A 20,039-nucleotide genomic window follows, 5' to 3' on the forward strand; every position below is an offset into this window, starting at 1 on the left:
AGGAAATGGGGAAAGTGCTAGTTAGTTAGGTATTGACATTAGGTTAAATAAAGGTGTTGCATTTGGCCATATGTCGCGGCCTTTGACTGCAGAAGATACGGACCGGCCGTTTCAAAAAAAGGGGTTAATATCTGATTTCTCCGACAAAGACGGTAGAAGCCGGCCCTGTCATCTGAGGGATATCGCCGACTGTGATGTCAAGCGGACCGCCGGCTGTTTTGACGTGAATGGGATTTCCAAACACCTTTCCGGCCTTTGCCGCAATAAGCGCCGAGGCCGTTGATCCGGTGCCGCATGAAAGTGTCTCTCCCTCAACACCGCGTTCAAAGGTCCGGATGACGATCTCCGACTGTCCGGTGATCTGAACAAAGTTGACATTGGTCCCTTTCGGAAATCTCGGGTGGTGCCGGATCTTCGGCGCCACTTTATCAATATCGATCCCTTCAACATCTCCGACGAAAACGACAGCATGGGGAACACCGGTGTTCACTGAATATACGGTCATCCCTTCGATCTCACAGCTCTCCTGATATGCTGCCGCTCCCATATCGATGGTCGCCATGAAATCCCCTTCATTGTCATATCCCACGCGGACCTGCATCACGCCGGCGAGTGTTTCGACGGCAAAGGCTTTCTTTTTCACATACTCCTTATCGAATGCATATTTTGCAAGACAGCGGATCCCGTTGCCGCACATCTCAGCCTCGCTTGCATCGGGCTGGAAGAGTCTCATGCGGATGTCCGCCTTATCGGATTTGGAGATAAAGAGCACACCGTCTCCGCCGATACCGAATCTCCGGTCACAGTACACAACTGCAAACTGCGCCTTCATTTCATCCGGAATAATGACCTGATTCATCTCATCGATCAGAATAAAGTCATTCCCGTTTCCGTGAAGTTTTGTGAATGCTATCGACATAACGTCATGCTTCGGGAACTTGATGGTCATAATACTAGTATATGTGCTCCTGAAGATTTATACTCATTACTCCAAAGAGACAGAAATCTGATAAAAACAGGGTGTGGAGCCCTCCCGTCACCGGGTAAAAATGCTCCTCTTTTACACAGAACCCCAGATGTCCAGCGCTTTCTGCAGCTCGATATGGGTCTTTGCATACTCGTTCGCACTCACGCCCGCCAATGCCGCATCCACTGCCTGGCGCATCGCCCGTGCTCCGGCCGCGGTACCGTCCGGATGGCCGTGGATCCCGCCTCCTGCCTGGAGAACGATCTCGTTTCCAAGCGTAGTGATCTCGGCATTGACTTTTCCCGGGTGAAGGCCGCCCGAAGCCACCGGAAACACCGTGAGAAGCTTTCCCGCAGGACCGGTAAGGGCCCTGTTGTCCCCCAGGATCTCATCGGCTTTTCCGCCCATCTTCCCGGAAACCGTTCCTGTGTGGAGCTGATCTCCTCCGCAGACGCGAACCAGTTTGGCGATCGGCCGCATCGCGATACCGTGTTCGGGATTTCTTGTCAGCGCTCCGTGCATCGTCCGGTGGACATGGATCGGAACGTTGATCGACGGCTCGGACGCAAGGCACTGGACCGCTGAGAAACCGGCCGTCAGAACATCGACCATCAGCATGTTGGCGCCTGCTTTTACGGCATTGGAAGCGATTTCCAGGATCCTGTCCCCTCCGGTGGTGACGTTCAGGGCATACAAAACCTCCCGTCCCGTCTCCTCCTTTGCCCGCTCAAGTGCATCCATCACCATCTCGAGCCTGACCATCAGCGGACAGAACTTCTGATCGGTCAGGGTCTCATCGTCTTTGATCAGATCGACACCGCCAAGCGCCGCCTCGTAGGCCACCTCAGCCGTATCCTTCGGGTTCAGACCGACTTTTGGTTTGATGATCGTGCCGACGTGGGGGCGGCGGCTGGTTTCAGTTCCGCAGATCTTTCTGATGCCTTCTATGCCGAACTTCGGTCCGGTCCCGTCAAGACCCTTCGGGATCTCGATGTCAAGAAGTCTGACGGCTTCTAGTTTTCCAAGACCGAACAGGTTTCCTGCGACGACCGAGAGATACTGGGGGATGTTTCCCGGCTCAAAAATTTCATAAGGGAAACTAAGTTTCGTTTGGAAACCTGAACCCGAAGGCGCAAGCTCAAGGACTTCGCCGTCATAGGCATGAACGTATGCGGTCTTCTCGTTCACGGTGGAAATCCCGGTCCAGGTGCCGGTCGTCTGTTCTTCTGAGATCGCCTGGGCGGCGTACTCAGGCGTCACTCCTGCTTTTGGTTTAAAGTAATAGGTTGCAATCAGGTCATTCATGTTAGTCTTTCTCCAGACTTAGAAACTGGTTCTGCAGCTCTCCCAGTCCCCATCCAAGGTATTCACGCATGATGGTGAAGGCAAGGTGAGGGGGTATCGCTCCTGCTTCGGTAATTATCAGATCTATGTATTCAGCCGGCGTAACATCAAACACGGGGTTTTTGATGCGGACAAACGGCAGTCCTGCTGCAATATCGTCAGGAAGAACTTCGTTTGTCGGGCGTTCCTCGATCTGGATCCGCTCGCCGAGGATCGTTCGCGGGGCAAACTTGTATGTCTCTGCCGTAACGATGACATTTTTCCTTGCCTCGTGGGCGCAAAGAGCGATCTGGGATGTCCCGATCTTATTCACGACCGCTCCGTTCACGGTTATTGCGTCTGCCCCTACAATAACGAGATCGACCTCTTTCATCATGGTCCGTGCCGCCGAATCCACAATATACGTGGTCGGGATCTCATGATCGTTGAGCGTTTTTATCGTGATCCTTCCCTGGTTCCACGGCCGGACCTCTGTCGCATAGACCTCGATATCCTTTCCCTGCCGTTTTGCCTCGATGATGCTTCCAAGAGCCGCACTCGAGTTGCAGTGCGTCATCACGACACTGCCGTCAGGGATATGGTTTGCGCCCATCACCGAGATCCGGTCGAGAGCTGTTCTTGATGACCAGATAAACTCGTTCGCTTTTTCCCGCAGAATTCTTCGTGCAGCCTCTTCATTGCTGGCTGAGCGGACATCCCGCATAACGATCTGCACTGCATTGGGAAGAGAGACGGCTGTCGGCCGGGTCGCGAGAAGAAGATCCGCCGCAAGTTCCATCTCACGGATGAATATCGATACATCTCCTGTCCGGGGCAGAGTTTCGGCATGATCACGAAGCGCAGAAACTGCTTCCCGGGCAATCTTTCCGGCGCCGCGAATCTCCATCGAGATGATTTTATCGGCTGTGTCGTTGATGCTCATTTATATTACTGATTGGAGTCTAAGATTAAATAACTGAGGGTCGAACCATGTTCCATCCAAAAAGAGGAGGATAATGTCTGTCGGAGTAGTTTTTGACAGTGCCGGAACGCTTCTGAAAACGAATCGCGCCGTCAAAAATATAAAAAGCGGTCTCTTGCTGAACAACAGTCCGGAAACGACAATGCTGACGTTTGAGGATCCGGACAGGATCCTTGTTCTGCTGAATATCAGCTCGACCGAGATGATGCAGATACCTCCGGAAAAGAACTTCTCCGAGTACCTCAAGGAGATCGATGTGGTATTCGGCATCAGCTGCGGGAGAAAGATCATCGACGCCGATTGCGTGGCCGCGATCCTTTTTTCCGATCCCGTGTGCCTGGTCTCCGATATGCAGGAGGTCATCCGCGCCTGCTGGAAGATCGTTTCCCGGGAAGCCGAGTCATTTGCGATGAACGCCGGCATCATCGTCAATCTCCGGACAGGCGAGATCGAGTTTACGATCGCCGCCGCCGGCTATCCGTTTCCGGGAGTGAGGGAGATGATCTCGGCGCTGCATCTGAAAGGCGTCGCGGTCTATATCGCTTCCGGGGACCGGACCTCAAAACTCGAACTGATCGCTGACAAGATCGGCATTCCCCGGGAACGGGTCCACGGGGTGGCAACGCCGGTTACGAAAGCAAGGATCGTAACAAGCCTCAAAGATGAATATGATGTCGTCGTCATGGTCGGAGACGGGATCAACGACCTCTCTGCCATGCGGGCTGCCGATGTCTCTATTTTAACCGTCCAGCAGAAAAGCGATCGGCCCGAAGCACTCTGCAGACAGGCATCCTATATCATCGAAGATATCCGTGACGTGGTCGGGATCGTGGACAAACTGAACACTGAAAGTTCCTGAGGCCGCATGCCGGTCTCGGTTTTGCACATATATAATATGATAATATGCCTTCAGATGCATCTGCCCCCAAGATCTGAGATCCGCAGACCCTCTTCTAAAAACTAATAACTCCGTAAAACAAACACATACCATTATAGAAGGAAGAACATATGACAACCCCGTTTATCACGATAAAGGACCTCATCATGGACTTTCCAGCCTCAACGGAAGATTGCCTCGAGAAATCAGCCGAAATGGTCAGGGTCCTGGATAACATCAATCTGGAAATCTCCGAAGGAGAGATCGTGGGTGTTATCGGCAGAAGCGGCTGCGGAAAGACCGTACTCATCCATCTGATCCGCGGAATCGATCAGGCTCCAACGTCCGGAACTATCATCTATCATATATCCCGCTGTCCAAAATGCGGAAAAATCGAGTTCCAGAGTGATGCCGGGAAACCCTGTCCCGCCTGCGGCGACACGCTTGCTGCTGAAGATATCGATTTCTGGAAACCGGAAAACGAGAGACTCAAAGCCCAGATAATGGCACGGACTTCGCTGATGTTCCAGCGGACGTTTGCCCTCTACGGGGATGACCGGGTCATCGAAAATGTTCTTCGCGCTCTAGACGACATAAACTATCCCTCGGAAAAAGCCATATCACGTGCAGCCGACTTACTCGATGAAGTCAGACTCACCCACAGGATGATGCATATATCCCGTGATCTTTCCGGCGGCGAAAAACAGCGTGTCGTTTTGGCACGTCAGCTTGCCAGGGAACCGCTCTTTTTATGTGCCGATGAACCAACCGGCACCCTTGATCCGAAAACGGCCAGGATCGTCCATGATCTTTTGAAGAAAGCCGCCAAGGAAAACAATATGGGAATGATCGTCACCTCCCACTTTTCCCAGGTTCTGGAGGATGTCTGTGATCGGGCAGTGCTCCTGGACGATGGAAAAATAACCCTGATCGGCACGCCCGATGAGATCGTTGAAGAGTTCATGAAAGGTTATCACGACGACCGTGTCTACACCGATCAGATCTTCGGCGACCCGATCATCCGTGCGGAAAACCTGCTCAAAAAATTCATCGCCGTTGACCGTGGAGTTATCAACGCGGTAAACGATATCACCTTCGAGATCAATGAACGGGAGATCTTCGGGATCATCGGCGTATCCGGCGGAGGCAAGACCACGCTCTCCAAGATGATCGCGGGTCTGTATGAACCGACGTCAGGAAAACTCAACGTCAGGATCGGGGATGAATGGATCGATATGTCAAAACCGGGATATCTCTTCCGCGGACGGGCAAAACAGTATATCGGTCTGCTTCATCAGGAGTACGATCTGTATCCTCACAGAACCGTCATCGACAACCTGACCGATGCTATCGGCCTTGAGTTCCCCAAAGAACTTGCGACCAGAAAAGCGCTTATCACTCTTCGAATGGCAGGTTTCACCGAAAAGAAGGCAAAAGATGTTCTGCACAGACTGCCGGCAAGCCTTTCGGAAGGAGAAAAGCACCGGGTAGCTCTCGCGCAGATCCTGATCCGCGAACCGCGCATCATACTTCTTGATGAGCCGACGGGAACTATGGATCCCATCACCAAAGTCGATGTCAAGCACTCGATCATGCATGCCAGGGAAGAGATGGATGAGACATTTGTGATCGTTTCCCATGACATGGAGTTTGTACGCGATGTCTGCGACAGATGTATGTTCATGCGCGGCGGCAAGATCATCGACATCGGTCCGACCCATGAGGTGCTCGACAATCTATCCGAGGATGAAAAGATCGTTATGCGCAATGCCGTCGAAAAGGAAAGGGCGCGGGCAGAGACCGGCACGCCGAAGAAAGTGACCCTCGCCGGAGGAGCGCCGGAAGCGGAAGCAACCGAAGGTGCTCTGCATGAAACGACCGATGAAATGTTTGAGATGTAGGTCAGGATCATGACCGATGTCCGGATCTTCCTGAACGGTGAACAAAAAACCGTTCCGGAAACAACAACCCTCAAAGATCTCCTTCCAAACCAGCCGGAGGGGACCTCTGTTATCCTTCTTATGCCCGGCAGCGTTTCCCGGGCGAAAACATCCCATCTCCGTCTGACCACCTCTGCCGGAGATATCGTGATCGAACTTGCAAAGAAAACCGCTTTTCCTCTGCCGACCGGTGAAGTGAAAGAAAATCTGCGGGTACATTTCGAGGATAAAAATGCCGTCTCGTTTGGTCCCTTCCCTCAGGAGTTCGTTCCTGACAAAACACCGTACCGGTATGACCGCGGACTGGTCTGTCTGGGTTCAGGCGGCTATGATCCCAAAAATGCCTATCTCACCTTTTCCCGCAGGGAACATGTGGCGGATCACGGGGCAGCCAAAGGCGGAGCCGTTTTGGGAAAAGTCATCTATGGTCTGGGGATCCTGAACCGCTGGAGAAACGGCGACACGATCACCCGTATCGAGGAGGTATTTTCCAGTACCGACTCGACCAATGCAAAAGTGACAGCTGATCTTTCGGCTGAAGTGAAAGACGGGGTGCAGATCTTTTCCGAGCTGGTCATCACCGCGGAAGGGTATCAGGAGAATCATGCAGAGATCGACTGCGCCTGTACCGAATCGGTTGAACATATGCTGTTTTGCCTGCGTGAGAGCAGATTCCGGGTCGATCAGACTGCGTCCACCTTTATCCGGGATCACACCGAAGGAAGACTCTACGCTGCGCAGGAACGCCAGAAATCCAGACGTGAAGGAACCGTAACGGTGAGAACGGCAGGAAAAGGCTCAGGCGCTCTCTATATCTACACCCGGGATGTGCCAAGCAATCAGCATCATACCCGGACCGGGTCAGTTACCAGAGGGATAGAGCTTGCCAAATTTTCAACCGATAAAACGACCCTTTCGGTGAGATCTGTCCCCGAGCTGCTTGATCTGCGGGGTCTTCCTCTCGGACAAGCGGTGGATCTTGCGAAAAAACGCGGTCTCAAAGTGATGGCCGACAACCGTGATCTGACCGGAAGAGTCGTCATCGATCAGAAACCGGAGACGACGCTTGAGGTCCTGAAAGAGGGAAAAGTCTCGCTCTTCACCATGGGTCTGGACAATGTCATCGACATCTCGCTGGATTATAAAAAGGCTCCCCGCTCGGTCGATCTGTTCCGCCGGGTCACCGGCCTGAAACGGTATGCGGTCGGGACCATGCCGTTTATTTACAATCTGGAGAATGAGATGTACCTTTTCAAGCCTCCGTTCTCGACCGGGACAAACATCATCCCGGAGAACACGCCGAAAAAACCGGTCAGGACCAATACTCTTGCATTGACGAACGACTCGCGGCATGCAGTCGGGATGGTGGGTGTGCGTGTGGTGGAAAACAAGGAGTACGGACCGACAGGAGAGCCCTTTGAGGGAACGAACGTGATCGGGACCGTGATCGATATGGACAAACTTTCTTTGATGAAAGAGGGCGGGACCATCTATATCCGGGAGGTCAGGGAATGAAACCGTACGTCCCGGAGTATGTCGGGACCGTGACCAAGTATGTGTTCGTGGACTCGCCAAACACGACCCCTCAGGATATCGCAACGGCCGCCTATGAGATAGCTCAGGGCGTGATGATCAAAGAGACCTGTTTTGGCTGCCAGATCACCGGTACGCCGGAGGATGTTTCCCGTATCATCGATCACCTGCGTACTCTCGATCCCTACCGGATCTTCATAAAAGACCGGGGTTTCCCCCCCGGAGATTCCCGGCGCTGCAGAGCCGATCTCGGCGGCGCAAGGCCCGGGTATCTTGGGCACGAATATGAAATGAGTTTTATCCGGTATATTTCGCATGGACTGAAAGAGACCCAGGAACTGACAAAGGCATCATTGAAAAAAGCTGCAGGGGTCGCTCTGCCGCTTGAAGAACCTCTTGATGCAGATATCCTCGAACAACTTTTTTCGGAGGAAAAATAATGGCAAAAGTATTCATCTATCCGGCAACCAGCCTCATCTTATCCGACCTTGTAGAGAGGTTCGGTCACGAACCGCTCGGATCGGCTCTTTCGATCCGCGAACATGTCCAGACACCGGGTTTTGATTCGCCGCCGATCCAGATGACCGCCGAAGATCCTCAGAAAGGTCTGAAATGGGCTGCTGTTGAGGTCCCGTCCGGGATCAGAGGGCGCATGGCGCTTTACGGCCCGCTTGTGGAAGAGGCCGAAGCGGCAGTCATCATCGATGAACCGGAGCTGGCATTCGGCTGTATGGGCTGCGCACGGACAAATGAACTTCTTGTCTTCATGCTTCGGGAAAAAGAGATGCCGAAACTCGAACTGCGCTACCCGGCTTCGAAAGAAGAGGGCGTGACATTTGTCGCAAAGATCAAACAGTTCCTCAAAGATCTGGAGGTGAAACAATGAGCGCAAAAGATCAGCCGGTGCGGATCGCCCAGATCACCTGCGGAGCAGAATACAGCGGTATCCAAAACGAGATCACGTCCGCGGCAGAGACCGTCGGAGCAAAGATGTTTTACCCGGATGTGGCCTTAAAGGATGTAAAACGCGCCTACAAGGACTTCGGTCTTCCGGTGAAAAGTCCGGATCTGAAACTTGCCATCGCACGCGCCCAGGCAATCGTGGAGGGGAGGATCGAGGCTGACGGCATCTTCATTGCAAGCTGTTTCCGCTGCGCCGAGGCGGCGATCGTTCGAAACGAACTCCGCAGATATATCGTCGAGAACTCCAAGATCCCGGTCGTTTCCTACTCATTCAACGAGCGGACCGGCGCTTCGACCCTTCTCACCAGACTCGAAGCTCTTTCGACCATCGCAAAACGCCGTGCGTTGATGGCCCGCGAGGTCCAGGTCGGGACCACGATGGGTGTGGACTCCGGATCTTCGACAACGAAATGCATCATCATGCAGGATAACGAGATCATCGGGACCGGGTGGAGACCGACGACCGATGTTCTGAAAAGCTCTGACGAGGTCATCGCTCTCGCACTTGAAGAGTCAGGACTCAAGATCTCCGATATAGAAGCTGTCGGAACGACCGGATACGGAAGGTTCCTTGTCGGGAAACATATCAAAGCTGATCTCATTCAGGAAGAACTCACCGTCAACTCAAAAGGAGCGGTCTACCTTGCAAACGCCCAGAAAGGATTTGCGACCGTCATCGATATCGGCGGTATGGACAATAAAGCTATCAGCGTAAACGACGGGATGCCCGGGTCATTCACGATGGGAGGTATTTGCGCCGGAGCGTCCGGACGGTTCCTTGAGATGACGGCAAAACGTCTCGGTATCGATATCACCGAGCTTGGCGCTCTCTCGATGGAAAGTGAAGGCGGGGAAAATGTGCCGATGAACAGTTACTGTATCGTCTTTGGAACACAGTCCCTGGTCAATGCTCTCGCTGCAGGCTATAAACCCGCAGATGTTGCCGCCGCGGCATGCCACAGCGTTGCCCAGCAGGTGTACGAACAGCAGCTCCAGGAAGTCGATGTCAAAGAGCCGGTCATCATGGTCGGCGGATCATCACTTATCCAGGGACTTGTCCGCGCCATGGGAAGGATGCTCAAAACAGAGGTCGTTGTCCCTCCTCATTCCCAGTATATCGGGGCAGTCGGCGGCGCACTGATCTCCTCCGGTTTTGTCGATAAAAAGGTGAAGGAGGCGTAAATGGCAGGTTTGGACTACTTCGAGGTCGAATGCACCGAAGACGGATCGGACAACTACATCAAGGTCGCTACTACTGTACTGCAGGATCACAACCTTCTGGGTATCGTGGAAGGTCTGCATATCTACATCGATCCGCAGTATCCCCTTTTTGTAGCTGCAGGTTTCATCCGCCCCCCGCGTTCTGTAATAAAGATCTCGGATGTAGGCAATGTACTGCTTCAGGACGGACAGGCGACGATCGCCGTAGGAGATGAGACCTATCTTGCTGCCATGCTGAAGATATTGTGGCAGAAACTCGGTCATGACAATGTCGATCAACCGGACCGGTTCACCGTCATCATCAAAAATACGCAGATCCCAAAGGATATCCGGGACTGGGTGGTTGTCGATCCGGCCGAGTCACTATTTAAAGATCTCATCTATGCGATCCAGGTGATCGCCCCCGAAGGGTTCAAGGTCAGGCGTGAGAACTACGGCAAAAACAGGTTCTCTTATGCCGCGAGCGAAAACACTCTGCCGGCGGCCGATGTCGAGAAGATCATCGCGGACCGGTTCGCACGAATGGAGGAGGCCCTGAAATGATCCTTGTTCCTGTTACGTATAAGGGAGGCGTGTACCGTCTTGACGAGATCATCGACTACATCGAGGATCTCGGCGGGTATATCGTTCAGCGGCATAATATTGCAAGCGAGGTCGTTCTTCAGGTCCTGATGCCCAAAGAGGACATCAGGCATCTGATCACGTTTTCCCGCCCCCTCGGCGGAGAGGTTATCGAATCTCCGCTTGTAGGGACCGAGATCGCGGTGGTGATCCCAAGTCTGGAGATCCATCACCTTCCTCACTCGGCATGCGACGTGGCCGAGTATCTGCGAAGCCACGGCTCGAAGTCGAACATGCTTGGCATGGCACGCGGGTTTGGCAAACGCATCGCGCAGATGAATGACGAGGAACGGGATCTGATCAATGAACATGATCTGGCGATCTTCGTTTTGGGAAACTTTGCCTCCTGTATCGAGAAGAAATTCCCCAAATTCAGATACGGGCTCACAGTCCCGGTCATTCTGACGGGGGGGCCCGACCGTGAGGTCCTCGTTAAGCAGACCGATCCGCCGGTTGCCGGATACGTCGGCGGCCTTGGGCGGTTCATGCACCGGACCCAGACCGAAGCGGACATCCACCGGCTCGATATGGTGATCGATGAAGTGAAAAAAGTGATCGAGGCGCGCCGTCAGGAGATAGCAAACGATCCTCTTTCGGTCTCGCCGGCGCGGCTTCAGGCGCTCATCAAACAGGAACTTCCCGAGATCGAGGAGGTCTACTCCCCGTCCCCGATCGCAGTCCAGCTCAACGGCCTGCGGGTTAAGTTGTCCTACCCGACGTATGCGCAAAAGGTCCGTGATCTCGTGATCGAGGATGAAGTAAAAGTCGGCGATGTGGCAGACGTTCTGCCTTCACGCATGCGGGATTATATTCTGATCCGCATAAAGCCGCTTTCGGAAACAAACATAGTGGTATGAATCATGGTAGAAATCGACATGAATTTTGAAGAGGCGATCGCGGAAGTACAAAAGAACGGCGCGAAACAGACAGCCGCCGAGTGGCTGGGAAGGATCGAAGCGGAGTACGGAACATCTCCTCTGATCTACCAAAAACTGGAGGCCTGTCCGGAGGCCCTCATTTCGCATCTTTTATACAAAAATGCGGTGACCCAGGCAGGAGCACTGCCGCCGAAAACTGTGGAGCTGATCAGCCTTGCAGTAGGAGCAGCGTTACGGTGTGATCACTGTACTACGTATCATATGCAGGTCGCAAAGAAGATGGGGATCACAAACGAAGAGATCCTGGAAGCGGTTTTGGTCGCCGGTCTTCTTGCAAACTCGTCGGTCCTTGCAAATGCCTATCGTCTGGTCGTCCCTGAAAAGGAGCCGTGCGTCGGGACCTGCGCTATGAAATAGAGCGATCCGGCAGACTTCCAACCCTTTTTTCGGCTTCATGCAACGGATTTTTTTGGAGAGAATATTCTTCTTACCGGACAGCGCATGATTAGGTATGTCAAGGAGACCGGTTATTTCTGTTATCGGCGACGCAGCGATACGACCCGGATCTGCGAAAGAAGAGTTTGCGTTTTCGCTTGGGAATGCGCTTGTTTCAAACGGATACCGGGTGCTTTCGGGAGGGCTCGGCGGGGTGATGGAAGCTGTATCCCGCGGAGCTCATGCCTCTCCTTTATACCGTGAAGGGGACGTGATCGCGGTCCTTCCTGGAAATGATCCGGCCCAGGCAAACCCGTATACGGATATCGTTATCGCGACCGGACTGGATCATGCGCGAAACTTCATCGTGGCAAATACGGACGCGGTCGTCGCGGTAGGCGGGGGGTCGGGGACGCTCTCCGAACTTTCCTATGCCTGGGTGATGCACCGTCTGATCATGGCATACCGTGTTCCGGATGTGGTGAAAAGAGACGGCGTGTTCTCCGACTGGGGAGCTGTCGTGGCTGATAAAAAGATCGACGACAAACCGCGGTATCCGGACATCCCCGACGACTGCGTGTTTGGCGTCGACACGGCTGATGACGTCATCAGAATTCTTGCAGAGCGGCTCTCGAAGTATACGCGCCGCCCGCTTCTTGCGGGAAAGCGGAATTAACGTGTAACTATTCACCCCTAATCTCTTTTATCCTGGTGCCGATACTAAATTTTTGAGAGAAAAAAGGGGGGTTACCCCACGACCATATTATTTTCTTCGGCGATCTCGATGAACGAATCTGCGAGATATTCTGCCTGTGCGGTGGTCAGTCCATAGGTGTTGAACTTCCACTGTTTGGTGACACCCGGCATGATGCCGGTGATCCCCCGTTTGTTTAAGGCACTCGAGAGGAAGAAGCCGCGTTTTTTATGGGTTTGTGCGACTACGTCGAATGATCCCGCTGTGTCCATTCGGGTAAGGGTGTGTTTTCTCGGATATTCCGAGGCAACTTTTGTTCCTTCGATGGAAAGCAAGGCGTCGGTAACGATCTTGTGGTTTTTCAGTTCCTCGTCGAAGTGGTTGACCCGCTCTTTCACCCGCGGGAATGAGGCGATCAGACCAACTGCCGGGTCGCCCATGAGCGAACAACCGAGGATCCCGACCTGCTTGATGCCGAATTTTCTGCCGGTGACATCTCCCTGGATCTTGGTTGTGCGAAGAACGATATCTGCATACTCGTCGGTGGTCGCGAGAATGCCGGACGGGGCGGGTGCTGCCATACTTTTATGCCCGGATCCGACGACGAAATCGACGCCGAGTTTTTTGCCGTTTACCGGCAGGACCCCGACGGTGTAAACTCCGTTGTAGAGGATCGGGATATCATACTGGTGAGCAACTTTTGCAATGTTTTCGACTTCATGCATGTTTCCATACATAAAATCGACCGCATCGACAAATACCAGTTTAGGGGCATATCCGAATTCGCGTATGGCGTTTTCGATCGATTCCGCAGCTGCGTCGGCGGTGATGTGGTGATCGGGGGTCGGTTTGATTTCCCGGACGACGCCGTTCACGACCTCTACGGATAAATACGCAGTGTAATGCCCCATCCCGGTCATGATGACCGGTTCGCCTTTTCCGACGAGTGCTCCGGTCACTTCCTGGAATGCCCGCCGTGCTCCCGGAACGAGCTGGATCTGGTCCATGCCGAGCCATGCGGCTGCTTCGGTGTGGAAGTCCGCGATCGGCGGTTTAGTTACATAGTCCAGGCGGAAGGGTTTATGACAGTTGTCACAGACTGAGTATCCGTCTCCCCACGCGATGACGGCTTTCATCGCCTCCGGGGTGAGTCTGCCGGCTGCCTGGATCGGATCAAGATTGATCGAGGATTCTTCAACAGCACGTGTCTCTATCTGCCCGGCGCATTTCATAGAAGCTCACCCTCGAGGATCTCAAGTTGTTTTCTGATGTTTTCGACGGTTTTTTTCGTGCGTTCCTTCTGTTCATCGGTGAGATGATGCAAAGGTGAGGTCTCCCGCAGGGTGACACGTATGTCGGTCAGATTAAAGAGACCGGTGAATACTGCATCTATCGCTTTTTGTGACATTTTTTAGAGAGTATCTGCATTTTCTCCGCACAGATACCATGCGGTTTTTTCCAGAATGGAAAAGCCAGGTGCCTGAATTGAACAGGCGTAGAACTGCTCTGCAGGCAGTCGCGTTACCACTCCGCCAACCTGGCACGGTTTTTGATTCACATTGTGATGTTCACAGTGTGAATAATACATATGTGGTTTTTGTATTTAATAGTTTCGTGGATTTGCGGATGATGAAAGAAGTTTCAGCGGTTTTCGGTCGATTTTAGGGCTGCACGCATGATAAAATATATCTGCAGCAGGTGAGATCCCTGCGGGATTCCAATTCAGCAATACAGCCCTCAAGACGAACGATGTTTCATTTTTGATTTTTGATTTTCAATTAATTGCATGCAGGGTTTCAATAGAGGGAGAGTGCGGCCTGAAAGAAAAAAGGGATCTTAAAAAAAGATATAGGAAAAAGTCGAAACAAATTGGATCCAGGCACATAAATTTTGAGAGATCAGGGAGGGTGAATAGTTACATTTATCAGTCGTTCTTCACTTCACTCTGGCAGCATTTACTGCTGCTCTCGCATTCCCCGCCGGCATACGGGCAGATCGTCATCGAAAAATCGGCCATAGGATGCCCTTTGCTTTTTATTTCAAACTCCTTATACCACCCGAATGCCGCCCGTTTAGTCTCGATACCCTCTTCAATGAGTCTGCTCTGGATCGTTTTCAAGATCCACTGGGAAACACCCGGACACCCGAGATCGCAGGCAAGATGGGCATAGGGAAAAAGCATCACGCGTGTTGCCCCAAGGCGGGAAAGACGCAGTTTGATACTTTCCACCGTTGACGTTACCGTCAGTTCGGGTGAGAGTTCATCCGACTTTTCCACGCTCGCAAACAGAAGAACACAGTTCTCCATCTCGTCCTCCCTTACTGGATCCGGCTCGGCGATCTTTGTTTTTTTGGTGACTTTATACCATACACGGTCCGTATGGATCCCAAGAATTTTCATTGGAGCACCTCGGAAAGAGAGAGTGTTTCGCTGGTCAGCATCCCGAGAACACGGCCGGCATCATCAATGACCGGGAGAGCGGATATCGCATGTTTTTCCATCAGCGAAGCTGCTAACCGGAGTGAGTCCGAGCGCTGAATAGAGATCACGTCTTTTGTCATGATTTCGGCAAGGTTTTGGAAATTGCCGGCGACCGACTTCGCGATATCCCACGACGTTACGATACCAGAGAGTGTCCCATCCTCTAAAACCACCGGCAGATGATTGATCTCGTGCCCGATCATCAATTCAGCTGCCTCGCGGATCGAGGAGGTTTCCCGAATAGACGGCGGATCATGCATCATCAGATCCTCTACGGTGACCGGGGTCAGAAATTGACCGACCATATAGTTCAGCTGGGCATTTTCCAGAAGGAAGCCGTCATGCCCGTGGGGGGAAACGATCTCCGCATACCTGGCTTCTTTACCGTTTGCTGAGAGGGCGAGCATGATCTCCTGCGAAAGATACGGCGGATACAGCCAGTCGGACGAGACGGAGATGATCAGAAACTTTGCCTCTGTCCCTGCAAGCCCATCGGTCAGACTGCCGTTTTTGGTAAGATCATAGTAGTCAACGGCCCGGGTGATGTAGAGATAAGAATTTGGATCGAAGCGTTCCACAAACATCTCTCCCTGATGCTGAAGATAACTTTCTACCGAGAACTCAGTGTCGAATCCGTATCCAAAGGCCTCTGATTTCTGAAGTCTTCTCCCGAATTTCGTATGCATGGATTCATCCGAGAGATAGGTGATATGTGCCATCATTCTTGCAAGGGAGAGGCCGCGGTCTGGTTTTTTTGTGGCAGAATAGTTGCCGTTGTTCCAGTTTTGGTCGCTCATGATGGCCGCTCTGCCGACCGCCCCGAACGCAATGTGCATGGGAGTCGAGTAACCGGCCGAAGCAATACAAATAACACGGCGGACGAATGCCGGAAACTCAACACTCCACTGCATGGCCTGCATTCCGCCCATCGAACCGCCGATCACGGCATAGAGTTCAGTAATGCCCAGTTCTTCGAGCAGTAGGTGTTCGGCATGGACCATGTCGCGGATCGTGATCCCCGGAAATGTGATTCCGTAGGGCTTTCCGGTGGCCGGATCCTCCGACGAAGGACCGGTCGAACCTTTACACCCGCCGAGAACATTGGTCGCGATCACACAGTATCGGTTTGTGTCTAGTGCTTTGCCGGGACCAATGATCCCGTTCCACCATCCGGGTTTTGTGTCGCCTTTATGAAAACCTGCCGCATGTGCATCTCCGGTGAGAGCATGACAGACAAGAATGACGTTTTTGTTATCCTTTCTTCCGTACCGTTCATAGGCAATGATCACATCTGAAAGAGATGCTCCGCTCTCCAGATCCACCGGGCGGGTTAAGGTGTGATAGTGTGTGGTGACTTCACCAAGTGAATCCTGTAACATGGGTGTATTTAGATGAGGGAGAGGGCATGGTCCAGATCGGCGATGATATCGATCGGATTTTCAAGACCGACCGAGAGACGGATCGTATCAGGCGTGACCCCGGTTGAACGCTGTTCTTCTTCGCTAAGCTGCTGATGGGTCGTCGATGCCGGATGGATGATGAGTGTTTTTGCATCTCCGATGTTTGCGAGAAGAGAGATGAGCTGTACATTATTCTGCACGGTGATCGCCGCATCATATCCTCCTTTTACGCCGAAGGTAAGAAGCGGGCCGCCTGATGTGCCGAAGTATTTTTCGCGGTTCTTTTCCGACGGGTGTCCGGGAAGACCGGGATAGTTGACCCAGGCAACCTTTTCGTGAGATGCCAGATGCTTTGCTACGATCAATGCATTCTCTGCGTGTCTGGGAACCCGAAGATAGAGGGTTTCAAGACCGATCGAGGTAAGCCAGGCATTGAACGGCGAGAGAGCGGCACCGAGGTCGCGCATCAGGGAAATACGAATACTGGTCGATACGGTCCCCGGACCGAATGCTTTGTAGTGCACGAGTCCTTTGTACGCCGGATCAGGTTCGGTGAACTTGGGGAATTTGCCGTTGTCCCAGGGGAATGTGCCGCTTTCAACGATCACGCCCGCCAGGGAGTTTCCATGCCCGTTGGCATATTTCGTTGCCGACATCACGACCAGATCCGCTCCGTGCTCGAGAGGACGGACCGTTCCGATCCCGACCGTGTTGTCCACGACGAAGGGAACACCTGCTTCATGGGCGATTTTTGCGATCTCTGCAAAATCGGGGATGTCAAGTTTCGGGTTTCCGATGGATTCAAAGTAGACGGCCCTGGTTTTTTCGTTGATCGCAGCCTTCAAGGCAGTCAGATCATTTGAAGGAACAAATCTGACCGTTCGCCCAAAGTTCGGCAGGGTCAGACTGAATAACTCGAATGTTCCTCCATACAGATTATCGGCCGAAACGATCTCGTCTCCCAGGTTGGTGAGCGCAAGGATCAGAGTGCTTATCGCTGCCATTCCGGAGGCAGTACTGATTGCGGCAGTTCCGCCTTCGATCGCGGCAATGCGTTTTTCAAACGAGGTGTTGTTCGGATTCGTGAGCCGAGTGTAAATATTTCCCTCAACGGAGAGATCAAATCGTCCTGCAGCTTCCTTTGCGTCTTTGAACACATACGCAGTGGTCATGTAGATCGGTTCTGTCCGTGCCCCGGTCGTTTCGTCCGGTTTTTGTCCGGCATGGATGCTGAGTGTTTCTTTCTGGTATTTAGATGTCATGATAGTTCACGCTGTGAATTCATATTAGAGGGCATATGATATATAGATTCTTGTAAATATATGCGGGTCTGTCTTCGTGTTTTTAAGGAATGCAGAACCCAATTTCAGATTAAAAAAAGGAGAGATTACTCCACGTTTTTCATCATATTTTTATCGTAGCGTGAGATCGTGGCGTTTTTCTGGTTCTGATATTTTGCATCCGGTTTTTTATCGTACGGGCACTCGCAGCGTTTTGTCACGTAGAAGACCAGCTGACCGATCGGCATTCCTGCATACACCCGGACGGGGCGGCAGTTCGAGTTGCACATCTCAAGCGTGATGGTTCCGGAAAAACCCGCGTCGATCCAGCCGCCGGTCTGATGAAGGGCGATGCCGAGGCGTGCCACGCTGCTTTTTCCTTCGATCGAGGAGACGATGTTGTCGGGCAGCGTCACCGTTTCCAGGGTTTCGGCAAGGACGAACTGTCCGGGCTGAATGTCAAAATAGGTTCCTTTTCGTTCTTTTGTATGGGTGTGAAGCGTCTCTTTTTGATAAGGGTCGATCACATCGTCGCATGGTTCATACCAGACAAAATGATTACCCAGGCGGATATCAAGGGAGTTGGGCTGAACAAGCGCCGGATCGAATGGATCGATGCCGATGTACCCCCGTTTGATATGGTCTGCAATTTCCCAGTCTACCAGAATCATATACTACTATTCGCCGGATAAACTAAAATACTCTTTCAGTCCCGTCTCTATGGAGATGAAAGGAGAGTGACCGGTCGGTGAACTCACATACCGCCTCCCGGTCTCCCTCTCCCCGTTCCCGTATTCTTAATACTCTTCAGGACCAATAGATAAGCATTATTTGATTTCGGAAAAGGAAGGGCAAAAAATGAAATATGTAGTAGTAACCGGAGGAGTAATGAGCGGACTGGGAAAAGGCATAACTGCTGCATCCATCGGCCGCATTCTGATCAACAGAGGGTATCACGTCACCAGCGTGAAGATCGACCCCTACTTAAATATCGACGCGGGACTCATGAACCCTGCTCAGCACGGCGAGGTTTTTGTTCTCAAAGACGGCGGAGAAGCCGATCTGGATCTTGGAAACTACGAGCGTTTTCTCGACATCGAACTGACCCGTGATCACAACCTCACCACCGGAAAGATCTACTCCTCGGTCATCTCGAAGGAGCGACACGGCGATTATCTCGGCGCTACTGTCCAGATCATCCCCCACATCACCGATGAGATCAAGGACCGGATCAAACACGCTGCCGAGTCCTGGGTCGACAAAGACGGGAACCATGCCGAGATCTGTATCGTCGAGGTCGGCGGGACCGTCGGCGACATCGAAAGCATGCCGTTTCTGGAGGCTGTCCGCCAGATGCACTGGGAGTATGGAAACGGCGACTTTGCCCTCGTCCATGTCACCCTCCTTCCCGCCGATACGATGGGCGATCTGAAAACCAAACCCACCCAGCACTCCGTCAAAGCTCTTCGCGAACTCGGCCTTGAAGCCGACATCATCGTCGGGAGAAGCAACCTTCCTGTCTCCCTTTCCACCAAACGAAAGATCTCTTCCTTCTGCGATGTGGACGTCCACGCAGTCATCAGCGCTCAGACGGCTCCCGACACCTACCTCGTTCCAATGGAACTCGAAAAAGAGGGAATGGCCGAGGTCCTGTTGAAACAGCTCCATCTTGAGCCGGGAAAAGCGGACAACAGCTGGTATTCGCTGATCGCCCGCGAATATACGAACCGCATAACGGTCGGCATCATCACCAAATACGGCGTTGAGGATGTCTATATCTCTATAAAAGAAGCCCTCAAACACGCCGGCCGTCTTCTCTCGACCGAGGTCGTCATCCACTGGCTCGATGCGGAACTCTACACGAACGAAGACCTCGCTGATCTCGACGGTATCCTGATCCCCGGCGGATTTGGAAACCGCGGCATCGAAGGGATGATCTCCGCGATCCAGTATGCCCGTGAACACAAAAAGCCCCTTCTTGGTCTCTGCCTCGGATTCCAGCTCTGCGTGATCGAGTTCATGAGAAACGTCGTCGGCTATAAGGATGCGACGAGCGAAGAGATGGGCGCGGGAACTCACGCGATCGCTCTTCTCCCCGAACAGGAAGGCGTTGAGGATCTTGGCGGAACGATGCGTCTTGGGGACTACTCCGTCACTCTTGACCCGGCGTCCCGTCTTGCCGATCTCTACGGCGCGACCGAGATCATCGAACGTCACCGGCACAGATATGAAGTCAACCCGGCGTACATCGACGAGATCGAAGCGAAAGGTATGAAGTTTGTCGGCAGAAACGGCAGACGCATGGAAGCTCTCGAACTTGCCGATCACCCGTACTTTGTTGCGACCCAGTTCCACCCGGAGTTCAGATCACGCCCTACCCGCCCGTCCGCACCGTTCATCGGCTTTGTAAAAACCTGCCGCGATCTTCAGAGAAAGGAGTAAC

Annotated in this window: 20 protein-coding genes and 1 tRNA gene; 11 read left to right on the forward strand and 10 right to left on the reverse strand. The window is 52.8% G+C overall.

Features of this window, described 5'->3' with window-relative positions:
- Window positions 1-124: 124 nt before the first annotated feature.
- The 3 genes from dapF to H575_RS07000 form a co-directional block, all read right to left on the reverse strand.
- Entirely contained in the window at window positions 125-949 is an 825-nt protein-coding gene (dapF, locus tag H575_RS06990) for a diaminopimelate epimerase (RefSeq protein ID WP_245241219.1), read from the reverse strand.
- Between the two features lie 111 nt (window positions 950-1,060).
- The gene (locus H575_RS06995; RefSeq protein WP_042699978.1) at window positions 1,061-2,272 is read right to left on the reverse strand and encodes a RuBisCO large subunit C-terminal-like domain-containing protein; all 1,212 of its coding nucleotides are present in this window, start codon (window positions 2,270-2,272) and stop codon (window positions 1,061-1,063) included.
- A gap of 1 nt (window position 2,273) precedes the next feature.
- Window positions 2,274-3,233, reverse strand: a complete 960-nt coding sequence (locus tag H575_RS07000; protein WP_042699981.1) for a ribose 1,5-bisphosphate isomerase — start codon at window positions 3,231-3,233, stop codon at window positions 2,274-2,276.
- 73 nt (window positions 3,234-3,306) lie between these two features.
- Here H575_RS07000 and H575_RS07005 point away from each other — a divergent pair, with 73 nt between their 5' ends.
- From H575_RS07005 to H575_RS07050, 10 genes are all read left to right on the forward strand, one after another.
- Window positions 3,307-4,131 carry an HAD-IC family P-type ATPase gene (locus H575_RS07005; protein ID WP_042699984.1) on the forward strand — a complete coding sequence of 275 codons (825 nt, stop codon included), beginning with the start codon at window positions 3,307-3,309 and terminating at the stop codon, window positions 4,129-4,131.
- A 149-nt stretch (window positions 4,132-4,280) separates the two neighbouring features.
- Entirely contained in the window at window positions 4,281-6,050 is a 1,770-nt protein-coding gene (gene atwA, locus H575_RS07010; RefSeq protein WP_042699986.1) for a methyl coenzyme M reductase system, component A2, read from the forward strand.
- Window positions 6,051-6,059: 9 nt separating this feature from the next.
- A complete protein-coding gene (mmp3, locus tag H575_RS07015) occupies window positions 6,060-7,604 on the forward strand; it encodes a methyl-coenzyme M reductase-associated protein Mmp3 (RefSeq protein WP_042699989.1) in 1,545 nt (514 codons plus the stop codon).
- A complete protein-coding gene (locus tag H575_RS07020) occupies window positions 7,601-8,062 on the forward strand; it encodes a methanogenesis marker 6 protein (protein WP_042699992.1) in 462 nt (153 codons plus the stop codon). Before mmp3 ends, H575_RS07020 begins: the two co-directional genes overlap by 4 nt.
- Entirely contained in the window at window positions 8,062-8,508 is a 447-nt protein-coding gene (locus H575_RS07025; RefSeq protein WP_042699995.1) for a methanogenesis marker 5 protein, read from the forward strand. The genes H575_RS07020 and H575_RS07025 overlap by 1 nt, the downstream gene beginning before the upstream one ends.
- Window positions 8,505-9,767 carry a methanogenesis marker 15 protein gene (locus H575_RS07030; RefSeq protein WP_042699998.1) on the forward strand — a complete coding sequence of 421 codons (1,263 nt, stop codon included), beginning with the start codon at window positions 8,505-8,507 and terminating at the stop codon, window positions 9,765-9,767. Before H575_RS07025 ends, H575_RS07030 begins: the two co-directional genes overlap by 4 nt.
- A complete protein-coding gene (locus tag H575_RS07035; protein WP_042700001.1) occupies window positions 9,768-10,349 on the forward strand; it encodes a methanogenesis marker 17 protein in 582 nt (193 codons plus the stop codon). It abuts the gene before it with no gap.
- Entirely contained in the window at window positions 10,346-11,284 is a 939-nt protein-coding gene (locus H575_RS07040) for a methanogenesis marker 7 protein (protein WP_042700003.1), read from the forward strand. The genes H575_RS07035 and H575_RS07040 overlap by 4 nt, the downstream gene beginning before the upstream one ends.
- 3 nt (window positions 11,285-11,287) lie before the next feature.
- The gene (locus tag H575_RS07045; RefSeq protein ID WP_052320009.1) at window positions 11,288-11,722 is read left to right on the forward strand and encodes a carboxymuconolactone decarboxylase family protein; all 435 of its coding nucleotides are present in this window, start codon (window positions 11,288-11,290) and stop codon (window positions 11,720-11,722) included.
- A 94-nt stretch (window positions 11,723-11,816) separates the two neighbouring features.
- Window positions 11,817-12,416: an SLOG cluster 4 domain-containing protein gene (locus H575_RS07050; RefSeq protein ID WP_042700006.1), complete on the forward strand. Its 600-nt coding sequence runs from the start codon at window positions 11,817-11,819 to the stop codon at window positions 12,414-12,416.
- A 71-nt stretch (window positions 12,417-12,487) separates the two neighbouring features.
- On the opposite strand, the gene H575_RS07055 is transcribed toward H575_RS07050, so the two are convergent.
- The 7 genes from H575_RS07055 to dcd all read right to left on the reverse strand — a co-directional run bounded on the left by H575_RS07055 (window position 12,488) and on the right by dcd (window position 18,267).
- A complete protein-coding gene (locus tag H575_RS07055) occupies window positions 12,488-13,666 on the reverse strand; it encodes an aminotransferase class V-fold PLP-dependent enzyme (RefSeq protein WP_042700009.1) in 1,179 nt (392 codons plus the stop codon).
- Window positions 13,663-13,842, reverse strand: coding sequence for a hypothetical protein (locus tag H575_RS07060; protein WP_042700012.1), 180 nt, complete (start codon window positions 13,840-13,842; stop codon window positions 13,663-13,665). Before H575_RS07060 ends, H575_RS07055 begins: the two co-directional genes overlap by 4 nt.
- 62 nt (window positions 13,843-13,904) lie before the next feature.
- Window positions 13,905-13,976, reverse strand: a tRNA-Cys gene (locus tag H575_RS07065).
- A 382-nt stretch (window positions 13,977-14,358) separates the two neighbouring features.
- Window positions 14,359-14,835, reverse strand: a complete 477-nt coding sequence (locus H575_RS07070; protein ID WP_042700015.1) for a threonyl-tRNA synthetase editing domain-containing protein — start codon at window positions 14,833-14,835, stop codon at window positions 14,359-14,361.
- Window positions 14,832-16,295: a homoserine O-acetyltransferase MetX gene (gene metX / locus H575_RS07075; RefSeq protein WP_042700018.1), complete on the reverse strand. Its 1,464-nt coding sequence runs from the start codon at window positions 16,293-16,295 to the stop codon at window positions 14,832-14,834. Before metX ends, H575_RS07070 begins: the two co-directional genes overlap by 4 nt.
- Window positions 16,296-16,303: 8 nt before the next feature.
- Entirely contained in the window at window positions 16,304-17,578 is a 1,275-nt protein-coding gene (locus H575_RS07080; RefSeq protein WP_042700021.1) for an O-acetylhomoserine aminocarboxypropyltransferase/cysteine synthase family protein, read from the reverse strand.
- Between the two features lie 125 nt (window positions 17,579-17,703).
- Window positions 17,704-18,267, reverse strand: coding sequence for a dCTP deaminase (gene dcd, locus H575_RS07085; protein ID WP_042700024.1), 564 nt, complete (start codon window positions 18,265-18,267; stop codon window positions 17,704-17,706).
- A gap of 187 nt (window positions 18,268-18,454) precedes the next feature.
- Here dcd and pyrG point away from each other — a divergent pair, with 187 nt between their 5' ends.
- Entirely contained in the window at window positions 18,455-20,038 is a 1,584-nt protein-coding gene (gene pyrG, locus H575_RS07090; RefSeq protein WP_042700026.1) for a glutamine hydrolyzing CTP synthase, read from the forward strand.
- Window position 20,039: the final 1 nt, after the last annotated feature.

Source organism: Methanocorpusculum bavaricum DSM 4179 (assembly GCF_000430905.1).
Lineage (GTDB): Archaea > Halobacteriota > Methanomicrobia > Methanomicrobiales > Methanocorpusculaceae > Methanocorpusculum > Methanocorpusculum parvum.

What these genes read in the sequence shown, in the direction of transcription:
- H575_RS07040 (WP_042700003.1), top strand. Translation starts at nt 10,346, where the DNA reads ATGATCCTTGTTCCTGTTACGTATAAGGGAGGCGTGTACCGTCTTGAC.
- dapF (WP_245241219.1), bottom strand. Translation starts at nt 949, where the DNA reads ATGACCATCAAGTTCCCGAAGCATGACGTTATGTCGATAGCATTCACA.
- H575_RS07020 (WP_042699992.1), top strand. Translation starts at nt 7,601, where the DNA reads ATGAAACCGTACGTCCCGGAGTATGTCGGGACCGTGACCAAGTATGTG.
- mmp3 (WP_042699989.1), top strand. Translation starts at nt 6,060, where the DNA reads ATGACCGATGTCCGGATCTTCCTGAACGGTGAACAAAAAACCGTTCCG.
- H575_RS07045 (WP_052320009.1), top strand. Translation starts at nt 11,288, where the DNA reads ATGGTAGAAATCGACATGAATTTTGAAGAGGCGATCGCGGAAGTACAA.
- atwA (WP_042699986.1), top strand. Translation starts at nt 4,281, where the DNA reads ATGACAACCCCGTTTATCACGATAAAGGACCTCATCATGGACTTTCCA.
- H575_RS07005 (WP_042699984.1), top strand. Translation starts at nt 3,307, where the DNA reads ATGTCTGTCGGAGTAGTTTTTGACAGTGCCGGAACGCTTCTGAAAACG.
- metX (WP_042700018.1), bottom strand. Translation starts at nt 16,295, where the DNA reads ATGTTACAGGATTCACTTGGTGAAGTCACCACACACTATCACACCTTA.
- H575_RS06995 (WP_042699978.1), bottom strand. Translation starts at nt 2,272, where the DNA reads ATGAATGACCTGATTGCAACCTATTACTTTAAACCAAAAGCAGGAGTG.
- H575_RS07080 (WP_042700021.1), bottom strand. Translation starts at nt 17,578, where the DNA reads ATGACATCTAAATACCAGAAAGAAACACTCAGCATCCATGCCGGACAA.
- pyrG (WP_042700026.1), top strand. Translation starts at nt 18,455, where the DNA reads ATGAAATATGTAGTAGTAACCGGAGGAGTAATGAGCGGACTGGGAAAA.
- H575_RS07055 (WP_042700009.1), bottom strand. Translation starts at nt 13,666, where the DNA reads ATGAAATGCGCCGGGCAGATAGAGACACGTGCTGTTGAAGAATCCTCG.
- H575_RS07000 (WP_042699981.1), bottom strand. Translation starts at nt 3,233, where the DNA reads ATGAGCATCAACGACACAGCCGATAAAATCATCTCGATGGAGATTCGC.
- H575_RS07025 (WP_042699995.1), top strand. Translation starts at nt 8,062, where the DNA reads ATGGCAAAAGTATTCATCTATCCGGCAACCAGCCTCATCTTATCCGAC.
- H575_RS07030 (WP_042699998.1), top strand. Translation starts at nt 8,505, where the DNA reads ATGAGCGCAAAAGATCAGCCGGTGCGGATCGCCCAGATCACCTGCGGA.
- H575_RS07050 (WP_042700006.1), top strand. Translation starts at nt 11,817, where the DNA reads ATGTCAAGGAGACCGGTTATTTCTGTTATCGGCGACGCAGCGATACGA.
- H575_RS07035 (WP_042700001.1), top strand. Translation starts at nt 9,768, where the DNA reads ATGGCAGGTTTGGACTACTTCGAGGTCGAATGCACCGAAGACGGATCG.
- dcd (WP_042700024.1), bottom strand. Translation starts at nt 18,267, where the DNA reads ATGATTCTGGTAGACTGGGAAATTGCAGACCATATCAAACGGGGGTAC.
- H575_RS07060 (WP_042700012.1), bottom strand. Translation starts at nt 13,842, where the DNA reads ATGTCACAAAAAGCGATAGATGCAGTATTCACCGGTCTCTTTAATCTG.
- H575_RS07070 (WP_042700015.1), bottom strand. Translation starts at nt 14,835, where the DNA reads ATGAAAATTCTTGGGATCCATACGGACCGTGTATGGTATAAAGTCACC.